The organism is Mycoplasma sp. 5912, assembly GCF_054353835.1.
The window spans coordinates 63571-86506 of sequence record NZ_JBTHHI010000003.1 but is presented as its reverse complement, the minus strand read 5'-3'; the positions used below and the strand labels follow the sequence as shown (position 1 = coordinate 86506).

Genomic DNA, 22936 nt, shown 5'->3' with positions numbered 1-22936 from the left:
TTGTGAGAAAAGAACAAAATAGTAGATGATTTAGACGTTTTGATACAAAAACTAACAAAACTACTAATGATTTAAGTTTAAAAAACCAAAATCAAGAATCTTTAAATCAACAAACTAACATTGATACAAAAACCTATGAACAACAAGTTTCAAAAAAACAAAAGAAATTTTCTTTATTTTCCCGTTTCAAACGTTCTTATTTCAATTGAGATAATTTTTATAAAAATGTACAATACCGAACTTTTGAAGATGGAAGTAAATTAAAAATTGCTGCAGAAATAAAAGATATTAAACTTTCTTTTACTAACCCAGCTCGTCCAGGAGAAAAAAATATTGTGCTTCGTGGAACAAGCTTGCAAGTTTATGAAGGTAAAGTTCATGCAATTATCGGTGAATCAGGATCAGGAAAATCAGTAATAACATCACTTCTATATGGACTTACTGGTGATAATGCTGTTATCGATGGTGGAGAAATTCTTTTATACAACAATAATGTTGAAAAATTCTCATTTCGCGATTGAGAGCGCTCACATTATCGTGGTCGTGTAGTTTCTGCTGTATTCCAAAACCCAATGTCAACACTTAATCCTACAATGAAAGTAGGAACACAAATTATGGAAGGGATGCTGTTAAATAAGGTTGTTAAAACCCGTAAAGAAGCTTATGATCGTGCTGTAGAGTTTTTAAAACTAACTAAAATAAATGATCCTGAAGCAGTTATGAAGTTATATCCACATGAAATGTCTGGTGGTATGGTTCAACGGGTAGTTATTGCTGCAATAGTTGCATTAGAACCAAAAATTCTAGTTATGGATGAACCAACCACTGCCCTTGATCCAACTGTGCAAGCATTAGTTTTAGACATTATTAAAGATTTACAAACTAAATTAAAGTTATCTATCGTATTTATTACCCATGATTTAGGTGTTGTTGCATCGATTTCAGATTACATTTCTATTATGTATGCAGGACAAATCATAGAAGAAGGAACAGCACATGAAATTTTACACTATCCACAGCATCCATATACATGGGGGTTAATCCTTAGCATGCCCGATGTTAACAAAGGAAGTCGTTTATCAACCATCCGTGGAAGTGTACCATCAAGTTTAAATAACATCAAAGGTGATGCTTTTGCGGTAAGAAATGATTATGCATTAGGGCGTGACTTTGAAATTGAACCAGATTTTTATTATGTTTCAGAGACTCACCGTGTTAAGTCTGCTTTATTAGATCCACAAGCTCCAAAATACCAACCACCTGAACTTATCCAAAGATTATGAAAGGAATTTTTAGCTGAAAATGAGTAACGAAAGAACATTATATAAAGTTAAAAGATTCTTATTTGGTGAAAAAGAAGTTTGACGAACTCAAACTAAAGGTGTAGCAGAAATGCTACGCCCAAAGCATGGTGAAAGTGAATTAGTAACTATGCGCAATGTTGATATCACTTATGGAAGTGGAATTAAAGCATTTAGAGCAGTCAGTGATTTAAATTTAAACATTTATAAAGGTGAAGTTTTAGGACTTGTTGGCGAATCAGGGAGTGGTAAAAGCACCATCGGTCGTGCTTTAGTGGGATTGGTTCCTTATAGCTTTGGTGAAATTAAACTACTTGATAAAACCTTACCGAGAAAACTTACTCGTGGGTTCAAAGTAGGTAAAAAACTTGCTGAATATAAAGCAATTGAAAACTTTTTAACCAACAAAGTTCAAATGATTTTTCAAGATCCGGCCAACTCGTTAAATCCACATGCTAATGTTGAAGCAATTGTTTCAGAAGGTTTAACTAATACCAAAAATGCAAAAGAAATTTTCTTGTATAACTATGATCAAGAAGCAAAAGTAAAATTATATAAAGAGTTTTCACAACAAAACCACCCACAATTTTTTGGAAATTATGAAAAAGAATTAGATATTAAAATAGCAACCAATGAAGATATTTCATATCAAGCATTCTTTGTAGATTTATATAACCAAGTGATTAAATTAAATCAACCACATATAACTAAACTATTTGATGAACTTAGAGCAGAACGTGATAAATTAAGTAAACATACTGAAAAAGAATGTAAGCGTTTATTAGTTCGTGATATATTAAGATCTGTTGGTTTAGATGAATCAGTATTGCGTAGATATCCATTAGAATTTTCAGGTGGACAACAACAAAGAATTGGTATCTCTCGTGCTGTTGTACTGCGTCCGCAGCTATTGGTTGCAGATGAACCTATCTCAGCACTTGATGTGTCTATACAAGCGCAGGTGGTTAATATTTTCAATGAATTAAAAGAAAAGTATCAACTTACAATTTTATTCATAGCACATGATTTACGTATGGTAGAATATATCTCTGATCGAATTGCTGTTATGAATAAAGGAAGATTGTTAGAAGTAGGAAAAACCGAAGAAATTATGAATCATTCATTGCATCCATATACCAAAAGCTTACTTAATGCAGTTCCTTCAATTGAAGGAAGCAAAGGAAGTTTGGTTGGATATGTTTATGATATCAATATGCATAAATATGATGAAAATAACCAACCTGAATGAATTAAAATAAACGATGATCATTTTGTGCTCGGAACTGCTCAAGAAGTTGCAGATTGACAAGCAGGAAAATATTAAAAACCTTGTTTTTGCAAGGTTTTTTTGTTTCTATCGTAAACAAATAAATCACTTTATTTTCATAACTATATTACTTTTATGTCTATATACAAGGTGAAAAAGTTCAAATCACATAAAATATGCGATTTATTCCACAAATATGATAAATATTTAACAAAATATTACTTTATTTTAGTGAAAAACAGTAAAAAAAGTATAAAATTTTATTCATGCTATCATTTGTAGCAATATTTAATAAAATAATGAAAGGCTATTATGAAAGAATTTACAGCTAAAATAGTTGATCCGATTGGACTTCATGCACGTCCTACTTCAATTCTTGTAACTGTAGCTTCAAAATATAAATCTGATATTAAATTACAATCAGGTGGACGTGAAGCGAATTTAAAATCAATTATGAATATTATGTCTTTAGGTGTTAAATGTGGAGCAGAAGTAACTGTTAAAGTTATGGGTGAAGATGAACAAGAAGCATTTGATGCCATTCATGATGTATTTGTAAAGAACGAATTAATTTAATTAAAATGCTTTGCGTTTTAATTTTTTTAACTTTTTTGTAAAAATATGCTAAAATATAAAAACAAAAAGCCCGAGTGGTGAAATTGGCAGACACGCTAGACTAAGGATCTAGTGGAGCAATCCGTGCAGGTTCAAGTCCTGTCTTGGGCACCAAAATTTATCAAATTAGTTATATTAAGAGCATACATACAAGGATTGAATTTTCTTTTCAATCTTTATATGTGTGCTTTTTGCTTGTATTTAGCGACCAATAATCATTCTTTTTTTGGATAAATGTGGTATTATATAAAAAAGTCATTATATATAAAATATATAATGAAGTGAAAGGAAGTATGAAAAAAAGAAAGTTTCTTATAACAAGTTCCACCCTTTTATTAGCAGCTACTACTATTGCAGTTGCATGTAAGGCACCAGGTTCTTCTGAAGAATTACCTCGTGGAGGCAAGGAATTTTATCAAAAACCAGTTCTTATACCTAATACTCAACTCCCACAACAACCTGTACAACCACCTAAGAGCACATTGTCAAATTTAAATATTTTAGGTGATCAAAAATTTGACCATATTGATGAGGCAAAACGTAAAAAATCAGAACATTTTATTCCTGCTAATGAAGATATTCGTTATGTAGCGATTGGTGATTCGATTACTGAAGGATTTGATGGAACCTTGCCACAATCATATCCTGGTCAATTAGAAAGTGATGGAAGTATTTCGGGTGTTTCATATCCTGCATACTTAGCTCGTTTGTTAAATCAAAACCACCGTGTTATAGCATTTAATAATTTTGCCGTATCTGGTTCTCGATTACTTGATTGAATCAAGTTACTTGGAATCCCTTATGATGATTCACTTGTTAAGGATGAAGATACATTAAGTATTTTTGGAAATGACTGACAAGCAAAAGCTCAACAAATAAAAGACAAGTTACAACAAGCAAACTTGGTTACTTTTTCGTTATCTGCTAATGATATCTTGTTTCTATTATTCCAAAACTTAGCAACTGATGATGTAACTAACTTAATAAAAAATTATTTAAAAGGTCAAGCAATTATTTCTGATGCAGTTGTTTTAATAAACAAGTTATTTAATAATGCGTTAAGAGAAACACAAAAAAGACTTACAACATTCGTAGCAAATTTAAAACAATTCGCTCCAAATGCTAATATAAACTTTATCGGTTATCCTACTCCGATGTTATCAATTGCCAATGTGATAAAAGAATATGTAGCTAAGTTATTAGGTGGAAGTTTAGATTTTTCACCACTTGATATCTTGGTAAATGTTTTAAACAAAGGAATTCGAGAGACTGCGATTATTAATAAAATTAACTTTATCCAACCTGTTAATAATGATTATTGAAATAAACATGCTTCCGAATTATCTACTATCTTTTTCGATATCCATCCAAATACTTTTGGATACAAAAAAATGGCAATGGATATATATTTAAAAATCACTAATCCATCACTAAATATTAATGATTATAAAGGGTATGATTTTTCACAAGAATATTTGGATTTTGATGCCAATAGTGCAACATACCAAATCCAACCTATTATTCCTAATTCACAACTTTTTGGACCAAACACTGCTTCATATTTAGATGTAGAAAATAATTATGAACAAGAAATTGATGACAAAAGAGATATATATAATTTTGGAAATCGCATTGCAGAATTAACTGAAACTTTTTCTTATCTAACTCGCGAAGCGTTTGATTTTTTAACTAATAACTCTATTTATAATGTTTTAGATCCAGAGCGTAAGTTAGCAAAGTTGTTTAATAAAAAAGTTGCTAGTGGTAAATTTGCTAAGGACTCATTAGTTGAATCATTACTTCGTTCAAATACTTTACAAAGAATTTTATATAACTTGCAAACTCAACTACAAGAATATCAAGAACAAAATCAACTTACCTTAGATAATGTTTCTGCAGCATTTAAATACTCTATTTTAAATATAGATAACCTTGCTATAGTAATTTCTGCTGTTGCTTCAAGTGATATGGTTAAAGAGTATAAAACAGAGTTTGCTGATGCTTTAAAAACCATTTTAAATAATGCAATTAAGGTATTCGGACCAAATGTAAAATCTGCTATAATGAATGCGATTTTAGCACCAATTAAAAAATATAATGTTAAAGAATCTGATATTTCATCAATACTTGATTCTGTTTTAAATTCTGAGCATCTTAAAGAACTAGTTTCAGCATTTGCGGATTCATATGCTTTACATCCAGATAACTTTACAGATGTTTCAAATTTATCTGATGTGTTTTCAAATATACTAAAAGATCCACAAATCAATACTCGCATTTCTAGTCATCTTAATGCCTTATTATTCGAGTTTTTAACTAGTCCTAAACTACAGGCAGTTGCTTCAGAATTTCTTTATAACTTTTTAAAAGAAAATAATTTAACAGCAAATATCACATCTGATGAAGTAAATGTTGTTATAAATGATTTAATTAAATTATTAAAACAACTTAATGATAACCAACAACTAATTGATAAATTTACCTCATATACATTGAATAGTTTTCCATATTACGGATACAACCGTATCGGTGATTTATTTTCAGTAGCATTAAGATCTTTAATTACAACAGAATTTATTGGATCGCAAAATGAACCAAAATTACTTGATTTTATTAAAACGATTTTAAATTCTGATTTATTGCAGCATCATAAAGCATTTATAAAACAAATTATCAGTAATGCCTTAGATTTAAATACATTAAAAGGGATTTCAAAATCTGTATCTAACCTTTTTGCTAATAGTTCGGTTGCAAAATATATCCCAACTAAATCACTTGATAAGTTAATTAATTTAGTATTTAGTCAACCACAAATACTTGATATTTTAAAAGCAACCTTAGATGCGATTTTAAATAATACTGCTGAATATAATAAAGCGCAAAGCCTAAATGATTTAATTGCTAAAGCAATACAACATTTACCAATTGATAATCTTAAACCACAATTAATTGCAATTTTTAATAATATTTTAACTAATAATGAATTACCACAAATCATCAATGATGTAATGTATACATCGCTTACTACATTTGGGATAGATATTAAGAATTCAGATAATATCAAGTTTATAAGTGATTTTTCACAAAATATCATCCCATATATCCAAAAACAACAACTTATCAATCCGATTATTGATGCATTTATTGATAAACTTAAGGCAGTTAAAACATCGAATGAACCAATAAAAATTCTTGCTCAAATCCCGGATGCAATTTTTGCAATCATTAAAAATAAATACACTACTAACACAATTACTCAAATTAAGGATTTATTGAATCAAAAATGAATTAAAGATAATCCAAATGGTGTGTTAAATACCGCTGCTGTCGTTTTAAATTCATTAAAAGAATCAGGTGTGCTTTCAAATGGTATAACATCATTATTAAGCAACTTGCTTGATAAACCACAAATAGCAAAATATGTTGATAAAAATGAAATTCTGCAATTAACTTTAAATGTTATAAATCGTCCACAAACAATGAAGTTAGTAGTTGCGCTTTTAGAAAGTGTTTTAAAGAATCCTGATTTACTTGATAAACTATCATCACCAAAAGAACTTGTTTCAATTCTTTTAAAAGAACCAAAAGTTAAAGAAGTTATAAACAAAGAAATTAAAGAGATTCTTTTAGATGTAATTAATAATAACGATTTAACCAAAACAACCACTAAGATAATTTATGAAGTTGCAAATGCAAATGGTTTCGCTCTTGATCAAAAGTTTTTACCTGTTCTTAATTCTGTTTATCCAAGTGCTTTAAGTGTACTTAAGTCATTAAATAAATTAAATCCTTTAATTGAACAAGTTATTGAACTTGTTACAACTTCTGATGATGTAAATTCATTATTATCAAAACTACCGCAATTAATATCATTATTTGACTTTAGCGATCTTGATTTATATAAACTTTTATTAAATACCCCTTTATTTACTACAAATAAAGAATTATTAAAAGAGTTGATTAATAAAGTTTTTGCTAAATTTAAAGATCAATATGCTTCAGCAGCACTTGAAAAAATGCTTCCAGAGAGTGTTTTAGGACTTACTAAGACAGAATCAAAGACTTTGTTTGATAAGATAATCAAAAACACTGCGTTTAACTCTATATTTACCAATTTTACAGCATTTATCATAGATCACTCTCAAGAGTTTGTTAATGCAAATAGTTGAATAGACATAATTAATCTATTTTTAAAAGACACTAACTTTATAAGTTCAAACAAAGAATCGATTACCAACATTATTAATGAATATAAAACCGACGCTACATTGAAGAAGTTATTAGCAAACATTATTAGTGAAAAAATAGGTAATTTATGAATCTTTGCACATACTACTAATAAAAACCAACTTATTTCTGATTTATTAGACTATTTATTATCACAATTTGATAATTTAAAAGTTGTAGAACATTTATTTAAAGCATTGGATTTATATCAAAAATCAAGAAATACTAATCCTATAAAGATACTTAATTTATTTGCAAATGAAATAGCATCCGAGTTTAGTTCAAATGTGATTTCTCAAAAAGTTATTACCTTAATTAAAGGGTTGCCAGATAATTTCATTTCAAGTCATAAAAATGATTTAAAGCAAATCTTTGTTAATGTATATGACCATTTTAAAACAGATGAACATTTAGGTTCAAAAATTTTAAATTTACTTCCACAAGCAACATTAGCAGAAGTTAATAAATATGCATCAGAACAAATAAGTTATCAAATTATTTATTCATTTTTAAATAAAGAATCTACTAAAAATTTATTTAAAGGAATTGTTGATAACATTTTAGATAACATCCAAAATCTTAAATCAATAAACAGTATCAAAGATTTATTGAATCATGTTGTTAAATCTATTAACGGAGAACAACTAAAAACTAGTTTAACAACTTGAATCGATGAAATTTTAAATGATGATAGCTTGGTATCAAATATTAATACCATTCTATCGAATGTTATAAAATTTAACTTTGTTGAAATTTATAATGATCCACAAACTCATCAGTTTTTAAATATTTTTCTCAAAGAAGCATATTCATGAGCAAAAGAATTAGGAATTATTGACTTAGTTGCAAATAACTTAAAAACATTCTTTGATGATTCTGAATCAGTTTTTGATCAAAGAGTAGCAACTTTAAAAACTTCATTAGCATCACAGTTGCAAACCAAAGTTATTGAAAACTTACATAATTTAGTTAAAAAACTTTATAACTCAGATGCAGTTAAAAAATATCCAGCATATACAGCAACGGTTGCTAACTATATCTTTAATAGTCTTGTTAACAACATTTTAATCTTTAAGGATATCATAAATAATGCATTAGTTTCAAATCAGATTATAGATGCATCGCAAAAATTAAGTGATGAACAATTAAATCAATTAAACCCATTACTTAAGGCTATTAATAACCTTGATAGTAATGTTTCGATTATTGATAAAATACTTGCTATACCAGTAGCTGAAATTAATAAAACAACTAATACAAATGAATTAATTAGTTTATTTACAAATAAATTATTATCAGCAATTGATTTAAATAATTATGCATTTGTAAAAGTATTGTTAAATTCAGAATTTGTGCAAAATCAGCACAATTGACTAAAACAAATTTTTAACAAATTATTAGATAAATATTGAACAGATGCTAATACACAAGCATTAGCAGAAAAAATCTCGGTTGATTCAGTAGAAACTACCCTAGGATTTACAAAGGGTGCTTTAAGAGATTTGATTAAAACTATACTTAAAGATTCAAAAACTAAAGAAATCATTAAATCACTTGGTGATAGTGCTATTGATCATATTTCATCATTAAAAGCACCTGATTCATATAACCAGTTAGTTAAAGCAATTTTTAATATTACTGGATTAAAAGATTCTATTAAAGAAAAAGTAGTAGCTTTAATCAAAGAATTTGTTTCAAAAGCATCTGTTAAAGAAAAACTAAAATCACTTGTAATATCACTTTTAAATAAGGAAGTGTTGCAACCATATTTAAAAGGGGTAAATGATAAAAATAAACTCGCTGAAAACATCATCAAGATATACGATATAGTTGATAGTCAACTTGATATAAGTGAATTGACTTTTGAAGTAATTTATGCATCGTTGCAAAACAACGGATTAAACTTTAATTTTACAAGTATTGCTAATGCGATTTTAAATGGATTTAAAGCTCGTTTAAACAAGGATAATAAGCAAGAAGAAAATATTATTAAGTTATTAAAAGCAGTAATTAAATCTGGATTATTTACTGAAAATAAAACCGATATTATCACTATTATAACTAATATAATTACAAAATTAGGTGATGGAAGTTTTGTTGATGAATTGATAAATAATTTACCAACTGCTACAAAAACACAGATTCAAAACTTTATCGGATTAAGTCAACTTTCAGATGTTGCTAAAGCAATGTTGAAGAACATTCATTTTCACAATTTAATTAATGCAACATTTAGTAAATTAATTGAACATATTAACGAATTTGAAAATGTTACTTCATATAATGATTTATTTAAAAAATTATTAACAGTTATAGATATAAATTCTATAAAAGTTGATTTAAAAGCATTTATTGATGATTTATTACAAAATTCTGATATCAATAATTCGCTTTATGAACTCATTAAGAATTTACTTGTTCAAAATGGTGTAAATGTAACAGAAAATGAAGTATTTATTCGTGCTTTTGTAAGTAATATCAAAGATGTTGTGCATCACATCGGTTTAATTGATCCGATTATCGAAAAAGTATTTGAAACTTTGCAACAAGCTGCTTCAAGTACTGATGATGTATTAGTAAAAATTGCTCAAATACCTAATCAAATATCACAAATTATTACTGAAAAAGTATTTAAAAATCCTAAGCAATATGTAGATTCACTACTTGCTACAAACGTTATTACCACACATAAAGAATCCTTTATTAAGGTTGTTACACAACTGTTAATTCATTTAAAAAATAATGGATATTTTGATAAATTTATCAATTCTGCAATCGATTCAATTAATAACCAACAAATACTATCGATTATTTCAAAAGATGATATTAAACAACTTGTAAAAGTGGTATTAAACGATACATTATCAACTCAAGCAATGCAAACATTTGTACCTGAATTGATTAAAAATACCGATTGAATCACATATTTAAACAACCCTTTTGCTTTAATTAAGAATTTACTACAAAATACCAATATAGCAAATTTTGTTAAAACAAGTTTTGCAAATGGAATTCAAAATATATTAACCAACACAACGGTTTCAAATATATTAGCAAGTGTTTTAGATAAATGAATAACTCAATTAGGCTTAAATCTTGCTGGTATTAATAAGATTTCATTAATTCATGATTTAATTTCTTCAATAATTCCATTTTTACAAAAAATTAATGTATATCAACCCTTAATTAACTTATTAACTGATACATTTGCATCAACGGATTCATTTGCAGCATATGCAGCAAAATTAAAAGTTGAAATACCAAAATTGTTTGTATTTAATGATAATGTTTTAATTGCAGCATTACAAACATTCGAAAATATTAAAAATCATAAAAATACAGTAGTACAAATTGGTGTTGCTTTATATAACTCAATAAGTGAAAATGATGCATTTGTCGATCAAATGTTTGCTTATATTTTCAAGAACCCAAATTCATATACAAGCAATGGCATTGATGTAGAGTTACTTAAAAAAGTAATTAAAAGTTTGTTAAAAAATAATGAAATTAAATTAAGAATAGCAACTTTATTAGATAATGTTATAAGTAGATATGATGTTATTAAAAACTCACATAATCTTTCTGAATTAATTAAAAATATATTCAATAATGATGATTTTAAAAATTCATTAAAAACTATTGGCAAGAAATTAATATCTCTATTTTATAAAAATGATGATATCAAGAACCTTATTGCTAAATTTGCTATTCATAAACTTGAACACTCAGACTTTGCTGCATTATTAATTAATGTATCACATAAAGAAGACTTAGTAAAAGCTTTATTAGGTGCAATTAAAGAAGTTAATCATTATGTTCCTGTTACAGATTTATTAATTGATTCATCAGTTGATGAAGTAGCAAGAAATGGACTTAATTTTGATTTTAATAGTGTATTAAATAAATTAATAGAAAGTTTCAAGTTATTTGTTTCATCTCATGATTATGAAGCAAAAATCATTGATTTACTTAACGATGTAGTTCGAGAAAATGGTGTTCAACAAAACAAAAATGATTTTATTGTTTTAGTTGAAAATATAGTTAAATTAACAATACAGAAAGTTGATTTTGGTGGATTTATTTGAAACTCTTTTGATGCAAAAACACAAGCATTTATTACAAATGGATTTTTATCACAAAGCGAATTTACTAATTTAATTAATTCTGCTTTAAAAGTAGATACATTAAAAACCTTAATTACAAATATTGCTAAATACTACATAAATAATGTAAATACATTTGCTTATTCAAACACTTTTTTCGATGTGTTTAAAAAATATATTTCAGTAGCAGCAAATGAAAGTGAGTTTAAAAATTCAATTAAAAAACTTGCTTTAGATGGTTTATCATCAGCTGCAACTAAAACAGCAATTAAATCAGTGATTGAAAAAGCAGTATCATTTTTAAATGTTAAGAAATCAACTAATATTAATGACTTTATCGAAGCATTCGCAAATGATTTTGGCAATATGTTTAATCGAATTGGTGTATTTGATAACCTTGCTGATTCAATGGTACAAACCATTAAACAGGTTAATGATTTTAATGGATTTAAATCTAAGTTTATCGCTAATGCATTACAAACGATAAAAGTTACTGATTTTCCATTTATTAAAAAAGTTATTAACGATCATGTTATTACACAGCATAAAGTTGGTGCTAAGGAGTTATTGGTAAATTTAGTATCAAACCTGTTAGATGATAAGACTAAAATAACTAAAGTAATTCACGATCTTAACCTTTCAAAGGTTTTAGTTGAAGACGGAGTTTTCAATGATCCAAGTGTAATTAATGACACAATTATTTTAGCTTTACAAAACAAAAATATCCGTGATATTATTAATATGGTCATAGGTGATTTTGTTGATCGTGGAAATGATTATCAAATTGCTGATGATTGATTTGGAGCGATAAATATCTTATTTAAATCACCTAATTCAAAAGATTTTAAATCTAAATTTACTACATGAGTTAAAGAAACATTGTCTAACCCTGATCCAAGAATTGCTAAAGGACTTGCACAAGTGATGATTGCCAAACTTCGTAATGTAGGATTTAATCTTACTGAAAACAAGCATCTAACTTTATACCAAAATGTTATAAGTAACCTTATGAAAGCATTAGTAAAACGTCCTGAATTACCTATAATAGTTAATAACATATATGAAAACATTAAAAAAATACAATTAAGTAAAAATAAAGATAATTTTGCTTATATAAAACGTGCTTTTTTAGATGGTGCTTTATACATGATATTAACTAATGATCATAAAAACATTGATATAGGTAAAATGGGCAGTCAAGCTAATCTAATTGCATTTATTGCAGATGCAATTGGTGATGAAAATTATGTTCGCTTTTTAAATTCTTTATTTGAAACTAGTGATATGAACAAAAGAGGCGGGATTTATCATTTTATTGATACGTTAATACTTAAAAAGAAACCTGTAAGTAATTCGAATGCATCGGGTTCATCGAATAAACCAAGCTCACCAAATGCTAAAAAAGATGTGCCAGCACCATATGGAGTAGTATATGGTGGAATAACAGAGATATTCAGGAACGGAGATAAAGTTTCGGATTTACTAGGTTCAATTTTTGCACCTATATATCGTCAAATGATTGTAAAACTAAGCAAAAAACAATATAAAATAGGTAAAGACTTTTATAAAAATGATGAATTCAGGTTATTATTTAGACTTTCAGCATTTATCTTATGATTTATCCATACGGGAGCAGGTGTAACAGGTGAACTTTTCTGAAATCTTTCAGGTTTAGATGTTGAAGGTTACTTTATGGGTGGTTTATGGTCAGGTTTTGAAAAAGCAATTAATGATTCTAGATATAAACTCATTTTTAATAAACTTACAACTGATCAAAAGGTTGCAATGGGAATGGCAAGACGTGGAGGATTTAATAAAGAATTCGTGTTAGGAAATAGGTCATATAGCACAAGCATAAAAAATTATTGAAGTGATCAATTATTAGCCTATATTTACTATGATTCTCCTACCCAAAGAGATCGTCATACTCGTAAATTGATGCGACAAGTTTTAGAAGAAGCCATTGCTCGTGGTTCGTTAAAAAGATAAGAATACTATATAAAAATACTAGCTATGACTAGTATTTTTATATACTTATGATGGGATAATGATGGTAAAAAGATTAACAACTATTTATGCTAATTTTTCTTCCCTTGTTTATTGCACAAGGTAATAAGGAAAGTTTTTAATATTTTCCAATAAATAGCAATATTTGATAAAATAAAGTAATAAGGAAATATATTTATGGATTGAGATTCTTTTGTATTTATTATGGTAATTATTTTTAGTTTTATTTTTTCTGCTGTACCAAGTACTTGACTATGTATTGTAAGTTTTATAAGGCTTAATATGACTAATTTTGTAACTAATAAAATTACTATACTATCTAGATTAGAATCTGCAAAAAACACTAATATTTTATTTAAAGAAGGTGCAAAAATATTTCTTAAAAAAAGTAAAACACATCAAAAAATTGGTATTGGTATTCTAACATCATTAATTTTTGCGATATTAATATTAGAAATATCTCTACAAATTGCAATAAAATATAATATATTTGAAATGAAAGATTCTGAAATTATAAATTTAAATTATATAAGGATGATAGATATTATATATGTAATATATTTTATTGTTACTTTTAAGTTTTTAAAATTATATACCAAGGCACTCAGAAAATCTAAAGTAATAATTGAAAATTTAATAGAAAAATTTGAATTTCATCAAGATGAGTACTTTTTAAATGGAATTACTGAAACCAACTATTTTAAAAATAAACCTATTTATCATATTGATTATGAAAGTGAGAAGAAGGTTTTGTTAAATTATGAATATTTAATAGGCTATTCAAGTAAAAAACAAAAAATAATTGCTATGAATTATTTTTTTGCTTGAGGTTATCATTTTAAAGAAGTTCATAACGGGAACCTTATATATATAGATTTATATAAACAATTTTTATATTTAAAAAATGAATGAATAAATAAAAAAGGGTTATATAATTAATACAAAGTAGGACGAAAGGATTAACAGGTATTTATGATAATCTTTTTGTCCTACTTTATGAATTTTGATAAAATGAAAACATAAAATAATAAAGGAAAATATGAAAAAATTACTATTTGATTTAGGTGATCCAATTTCTGGTTTGGGTGGTATTGCTGGTGTTCCAGCACATATTGTTAAATTAGAAGTTCAAAATGAAGAAAAAAGAGTTGTATTAGATTTTATAAATGATGATTTGCTTACAAAAGATTTATTCAAAGATAATAATAAAATTTTAGATAATCTTACAGAAAGCATTGTTTCAAAAAGTAAAACTGTAACAAAAGCAACAACAGAAATTACTTTTTCAAACTTTAAGCAAATATCTGAAAACTTTATAAATATATATAAACAAAAGAAGTTAATTACAAATCAACAAGCAAGTAGATTAAGTGATTATATTAACAATAAAGGATTCGTAGAATTTAAAAAGAAACTTAAAAAAGACTTGAATAATTTCAAATCGGATTTAAGAAGTAAATATGAAGACTATAAAAGAAGAAATAGATCAAGTCAAGAAATTCAGCAAATTGTTTTAGATGGAGAAAAAGGTTATCAAATAAATATTAACAACCAACAAGAAAATTCAAAAAAATTAACTATTCACTTTTTTGAATTAGAAAAGCAAGTAAAACAATTAAATTCGATTTATAAAGATATAAATGATAATCTTGTTTATTTAAATAGTACACTAAAAAAATTATTAGCAGCACAAGTAAGTATGTCAGTTGCTTCTGTAATAAGTACAATAATAGGTTTTTTTAGCTTGGACTGAGGCTTCATCGGGACAGTAGTTTCAACGACTGCATCAATTGGTCTAAGTATTGCAATCTCAAATATAAGAACACAAAGAGATGTATATTTAAATAATATGAAGCAATTACAAAAGATATTTAAACCATCAAAACAAAATCTTGGTGAAAGTGTATATGATGGTTATGGATATGCACGTAATGTAATTGATGGATACGCACTTAACATATTTTCAGCAGCAAAGAATTATAAGGAAGGTCATTTTTTTAAATTCGCTATCGAAGGGAGCGCAAAACTTCTCAAATCACTTTTTATTCATATACCATCACTAGCCTTAGATGGACTCGATATATATACTAATGCTAACGAAATAAAACAAACAAACGATGTAGCAGTTAAAATAAATAATTTTTTATCTAGTATTGAATCAAAATTAATTGCTATCTCAAAAGAAATTGATGAGATTAAGAAAGTTGAATGAGTTGTTATAAAAGAGACACTACAAACTGATCTTTATAGTAACGGTGGAGTAGGAGGAAAAAATTTAGTTTTTAAAAACCTAAGCACTGGGCAAGTTCTGAATATAGATGAAATGCTGAAAAAATCTGACATACAACTATGATTATGAAATCTTAGGAAAGTTTATAACCCAAAAACCAAACAATTTTACATAAGAAAATTACCTAATCATACAAAAATAGATAATTTAGGGTAAAAATGCCATTAGAGTTTTATTTAGGAATTAATGGTGGTATGGCGGGTTTTATTCTCTTAATTTTGATGCCAACTTTTATTTTATTGTATATTATAAGATATCAATATCCTTGTTTTATTATAGAAGATGTTTATAAACGTGATATAAAAATAAAATCAAATGAATATCACATTACTTTTATTAATGGTTGAAATAAAATACAAAAATATATATATAAAATCTATAAAGAACTTTTATATATTGTTTCAATTACAAGTTTTCTCTTAATTGTGATTTTCATTTATTATATTACTAATATGGTGCTTTATCAAAAAGAAGGTGGATCTTCCGGTATTTGAATATTTCAATTTTTAAGTATGTTAGTTATTCCTTATAGTGCATTTATGTTTGTATTCTATGTTTATATTAAAGGTTTTTTATTTAGTAAAAAGTCACTTAGACATTTTGAACTGCGTGTTAAACAAGCAATAGTTATAGAAGACCAACCACTATTAGATGCATCAGTATATTTTAATAACGGATTGAAACCAAATAATTATATATATATCCCAAGATGATTTTTTGACGATAAAGTTCGCTTATTAAGAGTTTCTTATTTTAAGAAAACTTTTAAAACAGATGCACAGGATGTATATGCATTCTTTATTTATAAAATGCACGAATCATTTAGAAAAGAACATGAGGCATATTATCACGGGCTATATTTTGACTATGTAAATTTTAATAATTAAGAAATTATTATGTATAAAGGTTTATAAAAAACAGATTCTCATTTTATATGATTCGAATAAAATTGTATAATATATTAACTTATGAAAATTATTGCAAATAATAAGCAAGCGCATCGAGATTATGAAATTTTAGATAAATATGAAGCAGGTATTCAACTACAAGGATGAGAGGTTAAGTCAGCCCGCGCTAATTCTGTAAGTATTGATGTTGCTTATGGTTCAATTTATAAAAATGAAATATATTTAAATGAAGCATTTTTTAAAGAATATATGCAAGTAAAATGTGAACCTACCCGAATCCGTAAGTTATTAATGCATAAAAGTGAAATTCGTAAGTTAAAACATATTTTGGATACTCAACAGGTTACACTTATTCCCTTAAAAATTTATTTTAACAAAGTATCAAAGATAAAAGTTGAAATTGCAGTTGCTAAAGGGTTGAAAAAGTATGACAAACGTGAAAGAATAGCCAAAAAAGAAGTTGAAAAAAGGTTACAAAAAACTTTAAAAACTTATTTGGGGGCATAATGGTTTCGACATATATAGGTAAATTTGTATCGCAGTAGTGTGGAAGACTATAATTTCTACTAGGCTTTTTTAAACGGAAAAGATAATAAAACAGAAACTCCAGAAGTTTCACCAGTGTTCTTTGCAACACAATCAAATTTTGCTTTCGCATAAGAATTAGAGAGCAAGTTGTTTTTAGTTTTTCCTGGACTATTAAACAAGGTTTACAAGGATCGGGTTATTAGTTAGCATAAATAATCTTAAATAAGCTAAAATCAAGTTATTTATTTTGTTTGTTTTAAATAATTTGATTAATAAAATAAACTAAACTGTAGAAGTATGAATTATATTTATGTGTGGACACGGGTTCGATTCCCGTTGCTTCCACCATTTTTTTGTCCTTTTAAAAAAAGCAGAGTATTTACCCTGCTGCGATTTTATTTTTCAGTGATGCAATTGCAATATTTATGAATCTATTTATGAATCTATTTACAAAACTATTTGTTATCAATTCTAACTTATATTTCAAAAAGAAAGGAACATATTTAATAAAAGGAAGTTTAGAAACCATTTCTCAAACAAATTTCGAAAGAGAGTTACTAATTTTTGATGCTATGATCCCTCTGTCATCGATTAAAATTAATAGTTTAATGAATTTTATAAAGTTTTTTGCATTTTCATTTCTTTCAAAATAGTCATTTATAGCAATTTTCATTTTCTTAGTTATTGTGTTTCTTAAATTTTCATCTATAATTCTTGCATCGTTTCAATCTTTTTTAGGTTTTGAAAAGTCAATTTTAATAACATTTGATTCGTAGTTTTTCTCGCTTGTTTTAAGTTTAATTTTTAGCGAATAACCTGGTTTGATATTTTGATTAATTTCTGTTATTTGCAAATCATCGGCAAGTTTGATATTGGCATTTTTAATGAAGAAGTTTTTTATTTCGCTTACAACTTCGTTATATTCATTGAGTTTATTGTTTTGAGCTGCTTTTTGATATGAAATTCTACCACTAATTCCGCCACCTGCATCATGAATCATATTTTTTAATGTGTCCTCAAATCAATTAATATCCACATAATAGTTATTAAAAAACTTTTGTAATTCTTTTTCAATTGATTTAAGTTCTTTATCATTGTTTGCATCTAATGTAAGCAATGTTTCTGATTTAGTATCTAGATTAAATTTTAAAGTGTTTGACTTAATTTTTGCTTGTAGCTTGATAAATTCTTGTCTTGTAAACTTCTTTGTGATACCAATTTTACTTGTTTTTATTATCACAAAATCATAATCATTTGCATCTAGTGCTTCTAACTTATTGATAAAGTTTGTATATTGATATGGAACAGTAAAAATATCATAATCATATGAAATATCCAGGTTTTTAGGTTCTTCTTTTTTGCTTTCTACCTTAGAACAACTTGTTGTAATGGCTATAACAGGTATAAACGATGAAATTGAATATTTTATAAGTCTTATTAGTTTCATAGATTTATTTTACAAAAAAAAAAAAAAAAAACAAGTCGAAAGTTGGCAATTCAAGACAAATTACCTAAAAAACACGAAAATATTTTCATTATTATGCATTTTAATTAAAAAAATGAAGAAACACTTATACACTTTTATCGCTTAACATATAATTTAAGTTAATATTTGTCTATAAATAGGTTGTATAAAATACAAAATTTTTGATAAAATTAAAACATAAAAGGAATTATATGAAAAAAGTAATTTTTCAATTAGGTGAACCCATTGCAGGACTAAGTGGTTTATCTGGAATAAATCAAAATAATGTTCAAATAGAAAGTAAGCTAACTAAAAACCTTACTTATACTGAAAAATATAATGAATTAGAAAAAGTTTCATATTTGTCTAAATCTTTGTTTAAAAATAAAGATGTGTTACTTGATAATATAGTCGAAAATTTAATGTCAAAGAAAAAAGGCACAGTAAAAGCAGTCAATGAGATTTCCATAACTGATTTTAAGGAACTAGCAAGTAATTTTGTAAAAATATATAAAGAAAAAAATGTAGTTACACCAGAACAACAAGAAAAAATCAACAATTTTATTTCAAATGATGGATATAAAAAATTTAAAAAAGAATTAAAGACATCATTGAATAATTTTAAATCTAATATCACTAATAATAAAGAACAAACAAAAGAATCTTTACGAGATGAAACAAAAATAAAAAGAGTTATTTTAGATACAAATAAAGGTTATGTTATTAATATTGATAATAATGAAGTAAACTCAAAAACACTTACAAAGCAGTTTTTTGAACTTGAAAAAGAGAAAGATAAAATTGTAAAAACATATAAAGATATAAATGATAATATACTTTGATATAACAAAAGACTAAAAATTATGTACGGTTTACAAGTAGGTACTGCTGTCGCTTCTGCTTTTAGTTTCTTTTTAGGGATATTTAGTTTGGGTTTAGGATTCATTGCGAGTGGTTTGTCTGCTACAACTTCTTTTATACTAAGTGCTATAATAAATAGTTTTGAAACACAAAGAGATGCTTATATAAAAAACAGAAAAGAATTAAAGGGATTTTTTAATTTACCTGAATCATCATTGCTGGATGGAGTTTTAGAAGGTTATTCATATGCTAAGAATGTAATTTCAGGATGAACATGAAATATTTATACTCTTGCTAAAAATTATAAAAGAAATTTTTTTAAATTTAGCAAAGTAAGTAAAGGTGTATTTGTGCAAAAAATGTTTGTTCATATTCCTTGATTTGAACTTGAGATACTAGATGGAGTCTTATCTGGTTTAGAAATAAAAAATATAGATAATATGAATGCTCAGGTAAATGACTATCTAAGATCATTAGAGAATAAATTAAAAAACATCGCATCAAATTTAAATAATATTAAAACCGTAGAATGAGTAGTTGTAAAGGAAACACCACTAAATAAAACTTATAACCAAGGTGGTATAGGTGGAAGAAATTTAGTTTTCAAAAATCTTAAAACCAATGAAGTATTAACTTTAAATCAAATGTTAGATAAGCCAGATTGATTACTTCATTTATGAGGGTTGAAAAAAGTATATAACAAAAAATATAATTATTGATATATAAGAAAATTACCTAATAAAACAAAAACTGATAATTTAGGATAATATGACAATAGAATATATTTTTATTTTTCTTATTATAAATATTTGTTTTGTGATTCTAGTACATATATTTTTTGTTGTTATTTATACAAAAAGATATCAAAACTTCTTTTTTATAACAAAAGATACATATATAAGGGATATAACTCAAAAAACTAAAGAATACCACATAAATTTTATTAAAGGTTGATATAAGTTTCGTAAGTATCTATTGACCTACAATCGAAAAATATTATATTGGTTTATAATCATAATCTTTAGATTTGTTAGTTTACCACCACTTACTTTGTTATTTATTTTATTAGATCATTATTTGAATTCTAAAACATTCCCAGAAATGATATTACTTTTTGTATTTATATATATAGCCTTTTTGGTTATGGATATATTCACATTTAGATATTGTTTTAAGGGTTATTTTCTTGGTAAAAAAGTACTTAAATATTTTGATTATAAAGTAAAAAATACAAACATTTTAGATACTAAAAATATGCTAGATGTAAATATTTATTTTAATAGTGGGTTGCCGATAAATAATTATATACATTTACCAACAAATATTTTTGATTTTAAGGATAGGATAATGACAACTAAGGAATTTAAAAAGTTATTCAAAGCCGATGCATATGATATTTTTGCATTTTTTATCTTTGATATGCACAAATCTTTTAAAGAAGAACATAGTGATTATTTTTATGGTTTATATATGGATTATGTGAATTTTTTTAATCAGGAAGTTTAAATAATGATTGTATCCATTATTATACTAACGACTATAAATTTATTTTTCATAATATCTTTATTTTCATTTGCTTTATTGATTAAGTTGTTTGTTCAAGATAATTCATTTACTAATTTTCTTTTATATAAAACAGAAAAACTAATACATATTTCTGAAGCAAAGAAAACAAATATATTATTTAAAAAAGGTGCATTGTTATATATAAAAGAAAGTAAAAATAAGCTATATTCATATGGTATCTTCTTATTATTTATAACTTTTTCCTTATTTTTAAATGAATTATTAATAAATTTATCTGTTTATAAAATAATCAACTTTGATAACGACTTGATTAACACCTTAAGTTATTTTCATATTTTTGATGCTGTATATCTTTTGATAATTATTCTTTTATTTTATTTTATAATACAGATGTACATTAAAAACAAAAAGATGAAAAATAACTTCAATGAATGACTAATATACTTTGAATATGATGAAAGCGAATTATATTTAAGTGGTGAAACAGAGTCTAAATCAGATGAAAACAAACCATTGTATCATCTTTTTGATAATAATAAGAAGTTTTTGATGAATATGTTATCTGTAAAGGCCTTTATAATAAACTCAAAATCTGCACTACCGATATTCTATTTTTTAATTTTTGGTTATCATTTTAAAGAGTTAAGCAATGGTAATGTAATTTATAAAGACTTATATCAAGCATTTTTATTTTACAAAGATCGAGAAAATATTTAAGAAAACAATAAAGACAAAAACAAAAGAAGGTAAAACCTTCTTTTGTTTAGTCAAATTTGATATGGTGCGAACGAATGGACTTGAACCATCGACCTCACGATTATCAGTCGTGTGCTCTAACCAGCTGAGCTACGCTCGCATAAGCAAGACTATTATATCATATTTATATAATAATCTAGCATTATTTGAAAATTAACGTTTAGAGAATTGTCTTGCACGACGTGCAGCACGTAATCCAGGTTTTTTACGCTCTTTAGCACGAGCATCTCTAGTAAGCATTCCTGCTTTTTTTAAGATAGCACGGTAATCAGCACTTGCTTCTAATAAAGCACGAGCAATACCCAATCTTATTGCTCCGGCTTGACCACTTAATCCACCACCACATACATTAACATTAACATCAAATGTTCCGAATGTTTCAGTTAATACAAAAGGTTGATTAGCATCTTTTAAGTATATATCAGATGTTAAATATTCACGAGCATCACGTTTATTGATTAAAAATTTTCCTTTTCCTGGTGTTAATTTAACACGAGCAACAGATGATTTTCTTCTTCCTAAACCACGGTATTCTAATTTTTGGTTCATTATTTAACCTCTAATCTTTCTGGATTTTGTGCTTTTTGATTATGTTCTGGACCTGCATAAACAAATAAATTACGACGCTGTTTATTACCAAGTTTTGTATGAGGAATCATTCCACTAACTGCTTTTTCTACTAATGCAGTAGGTCTTTTTACTCTTAACTTTGCTGCTGTAATACTTTTTAAACCACCAGGATAACCTGAGTGTGAGTAGTAAATTTTTTGTTCATCTTTTTTAGCAGTCAAAATAACTTTAGCGGCATTTACAATAACAACATTATCACCCATATCAGCATTTGGTGTAAATGTAGGTTTATTTTTTCCTCTTAAAACAGAAGCAACAAATGCAGCAAGACGACCTAAAACTTGTCCTTCAGCATCGATTACATATCATTTTTTATTTGCTTGTTGTGTATTTACAATAGTTGTTTGTCTCATACATCCTCCTACGTTAATTAAAATTGACATATTTTTTAAAAATGCTAATTTATTATACCAGAAAATTAATATAACACGAATTTAAGAAGTTTAAATTT

The 22936-nt window shown here is 26.4% G+C and carries 14 protein-coding genes, 2 tRNA genes and 1 other RNA gene; 13 read left to right on the top strand and 4 right to left on the bottom strand.

The genetic code is table 4. From position 1 onward, the window contains the following. The first annotated feature begins 2 nt into the window (after positions 1–2). The 10 genes from ACXYRP_RS01555 (at position 3) to ssrA (ending at position 17594) form a co-directional block, all read left to right on the top strand. On the top strand, positions 3–1310 hold the full coding sequence (locus tag ACXYRP_RS01555) for an ABC transporter ATP-binding protein (RefSeq protein ID WP_458597595.1): 1308 nt from the start codon (positions 3–5) through the stop codon (positions 1308–1310). Beyond that, a complete protein-coding gene (locus tag ACXYRP_RS01550; RefSeq protein ID WP_458615078.1) occupies positions 1303–2625 on the top strand; it encodes an ABC transporter ATP-binding protein in 1323 nt (440 codons plus the stop codon). The genes ACXYRP_RS01555 and ACXYRP_RS01550 overlap by 8 nt, the downstream gene beginning before the upstream one ends. A 255-nt stretch (positions 2626–2880) precedes the next feature. Next, positions 2881–3144 (top strand): HPr family phosphocarrier protein, encoded by a 264-nt coding sequence (locus ACXYRP_RS01545; RefSeq protein ID WP_435128905.1) that lies wholly within the window; start codon positions 2881–2883, stop codon positions 3142–3144. Positions 3145–3212: 68 nt separating this feature from the next. Next, positions 3213–3297, top strand: a tRNA-Leu gene (locus tag ACXYRP_RS01540). A 179-nt stretch (positions 3298–3476) separates the two neighbouring features. Continuing rightward, entirely contained in the window at positions 3477–13502 is a 10026-nt protein-coding gene (locus tag ACXYRP_RS01535; protein ID WP_458615077.1) for a GDSL-type esterase/lipase family protein, read from the top strand. Positions 13503–13802: 300 nt separating this feature from the next. Beyond that, complete coding sequence (locus tag ACXYRP_RS01530; RefSeq protein WP_458615076.1) at positions 13803–14459, top strand: hypothetical protein; 657 nt, start codon at positions 13803–13805, stop codon at positions 14457–14459. Positions 14460–14559: 100 nt separating this feature from the next. Next, positions 14560–15966, top strand: coding sequence for a hypothetical protein (locus ACXYRP_RS01525; protein ID WP_458615075.1), 1407 nt, complete (start codon positions 14560–14562; stop codon positions 15964–15966). A 2-nt stretch (positions 15967–15968) separates the two neighbouring features. Next, a complete protein-coding gene (locus ACXYRP_RS01520) occupies positions 15969–16697 on the top strand; it encodes a hypothetical protein (RefSeq protein ID WP_458597591.1) in 729 nt (242 codons plus the stop codon). Positions 16698–16778: 81 nt separating this feature from the next. After that, positions 16779–17225, top strand: coding sequence for an SsrA-binding protein (gene smpB / locus ACXYRP_RS01515; protein WP_458597590.1), 447 nt, complete (start codon positions 16779–16781; stop codon positions 17223–17225). Further along, positions 17216–17594: a transfer-messenger RNA gene (gene ssrA, locus ACXYRP_RS01510) on the top strand. The genes smpB and ssrA overlap by 10 nt, the downstream gene beginning before the upstream one ends. Positions 17595–17625: 31 nt before the next feature. Here the strand turns inward: ssrA and ACXYRP_RS01505 are convergent. Then, positions 17626–18693: a hypothetical protein gene (locus ACXYRP_RS01505; RefSeq protein ID WP_458615074.1), complete on the bottom strand. Its 1068-nt coding sequence runs from the start codon at positions 18691–18693 to the stop codon at positions 17626–17628. 230 nt (positions 18694–18923) lie between these two features. On the opposite strand from ACXYRP_RS01505, the gene ACXYRP_RS01500 reads away from it, so the two are divergent. The 3 genes from ACXYRP_RS01500 (at position 18924) to ACXYRP_RS01490 (ending at position 21816) form a co-directional block, all read left to right on the top strand. Continuing rightward, on the top strand, positions 18924–20339 hold the full coding sequence (locus ACXYRP_RS01500; protein WP_458615073.1) for a hypothetical protein: 1416 nt from the start codon (positions 18924–18926) through the stop codon (positions 20337–20339). Between the two features lie 376 nt (positions 20340–20715). Then, positions 20716–21078, top strand: a complete 363-nt coding sequence (locus ACXYRP_RS01495; RefSeq protein ID WP_458597587.1) for a hypothetical protein — start codon at positions 20716–20718, stop codon at positions 21076–21078. A 75-nt stretch (positions 21079–21153) separates the two neighbouring features. Further along, positions 21154–21816, top strand: a complete 663-nt coding sequence (locus ACXYRP_RS01490; RefSeq protein ID WP_458597586.1) for a hypothetical protein — start codon at positions 21154–21156, stop codon at positions 21814–21816. Between the two features lie 62 nt (positions 21817–21878). Here ACXYRP_RS01490 and ACXYRP_RS01485 read toward each other — a convergent pair. From ACXYRP_RS01485 to rplM, 3 genes are all read right to left on the bottom strand, one after another. Further along, a tRNA-Ile gene (locus ACXYRP_RS01485) sits at positions 21879–21955 on the bottom strand. Positions 21956–22008: 53 nt separating this feature from the next. Further along, complete coding sequence (gene rpsI, locus ACXYRP_RS01480; RefSeq protein WP_435128936.1) at positions 22009–22404, bottom strand: 30S ribosomal protein S9; 396 nt, start codon at positions 22402–22404, stop codon at positions 22009–22011. Further along, on the bottom strand, positions 22404–22838 hold the full coding sequence (gene rplM / locus ACXYRP_RS01475; RefSeq protein WP_435128939.1) for a 50S ribosomal protein L13: 435 nt from the start codon (positions 22836–22838) through the stop codon (positions 22404–22406). Before rplM ends, rpsI begins: the two co-directional genes overlap by 1 nt. Positions 22839–22936 lie beyond the last annotated feature (98 nt).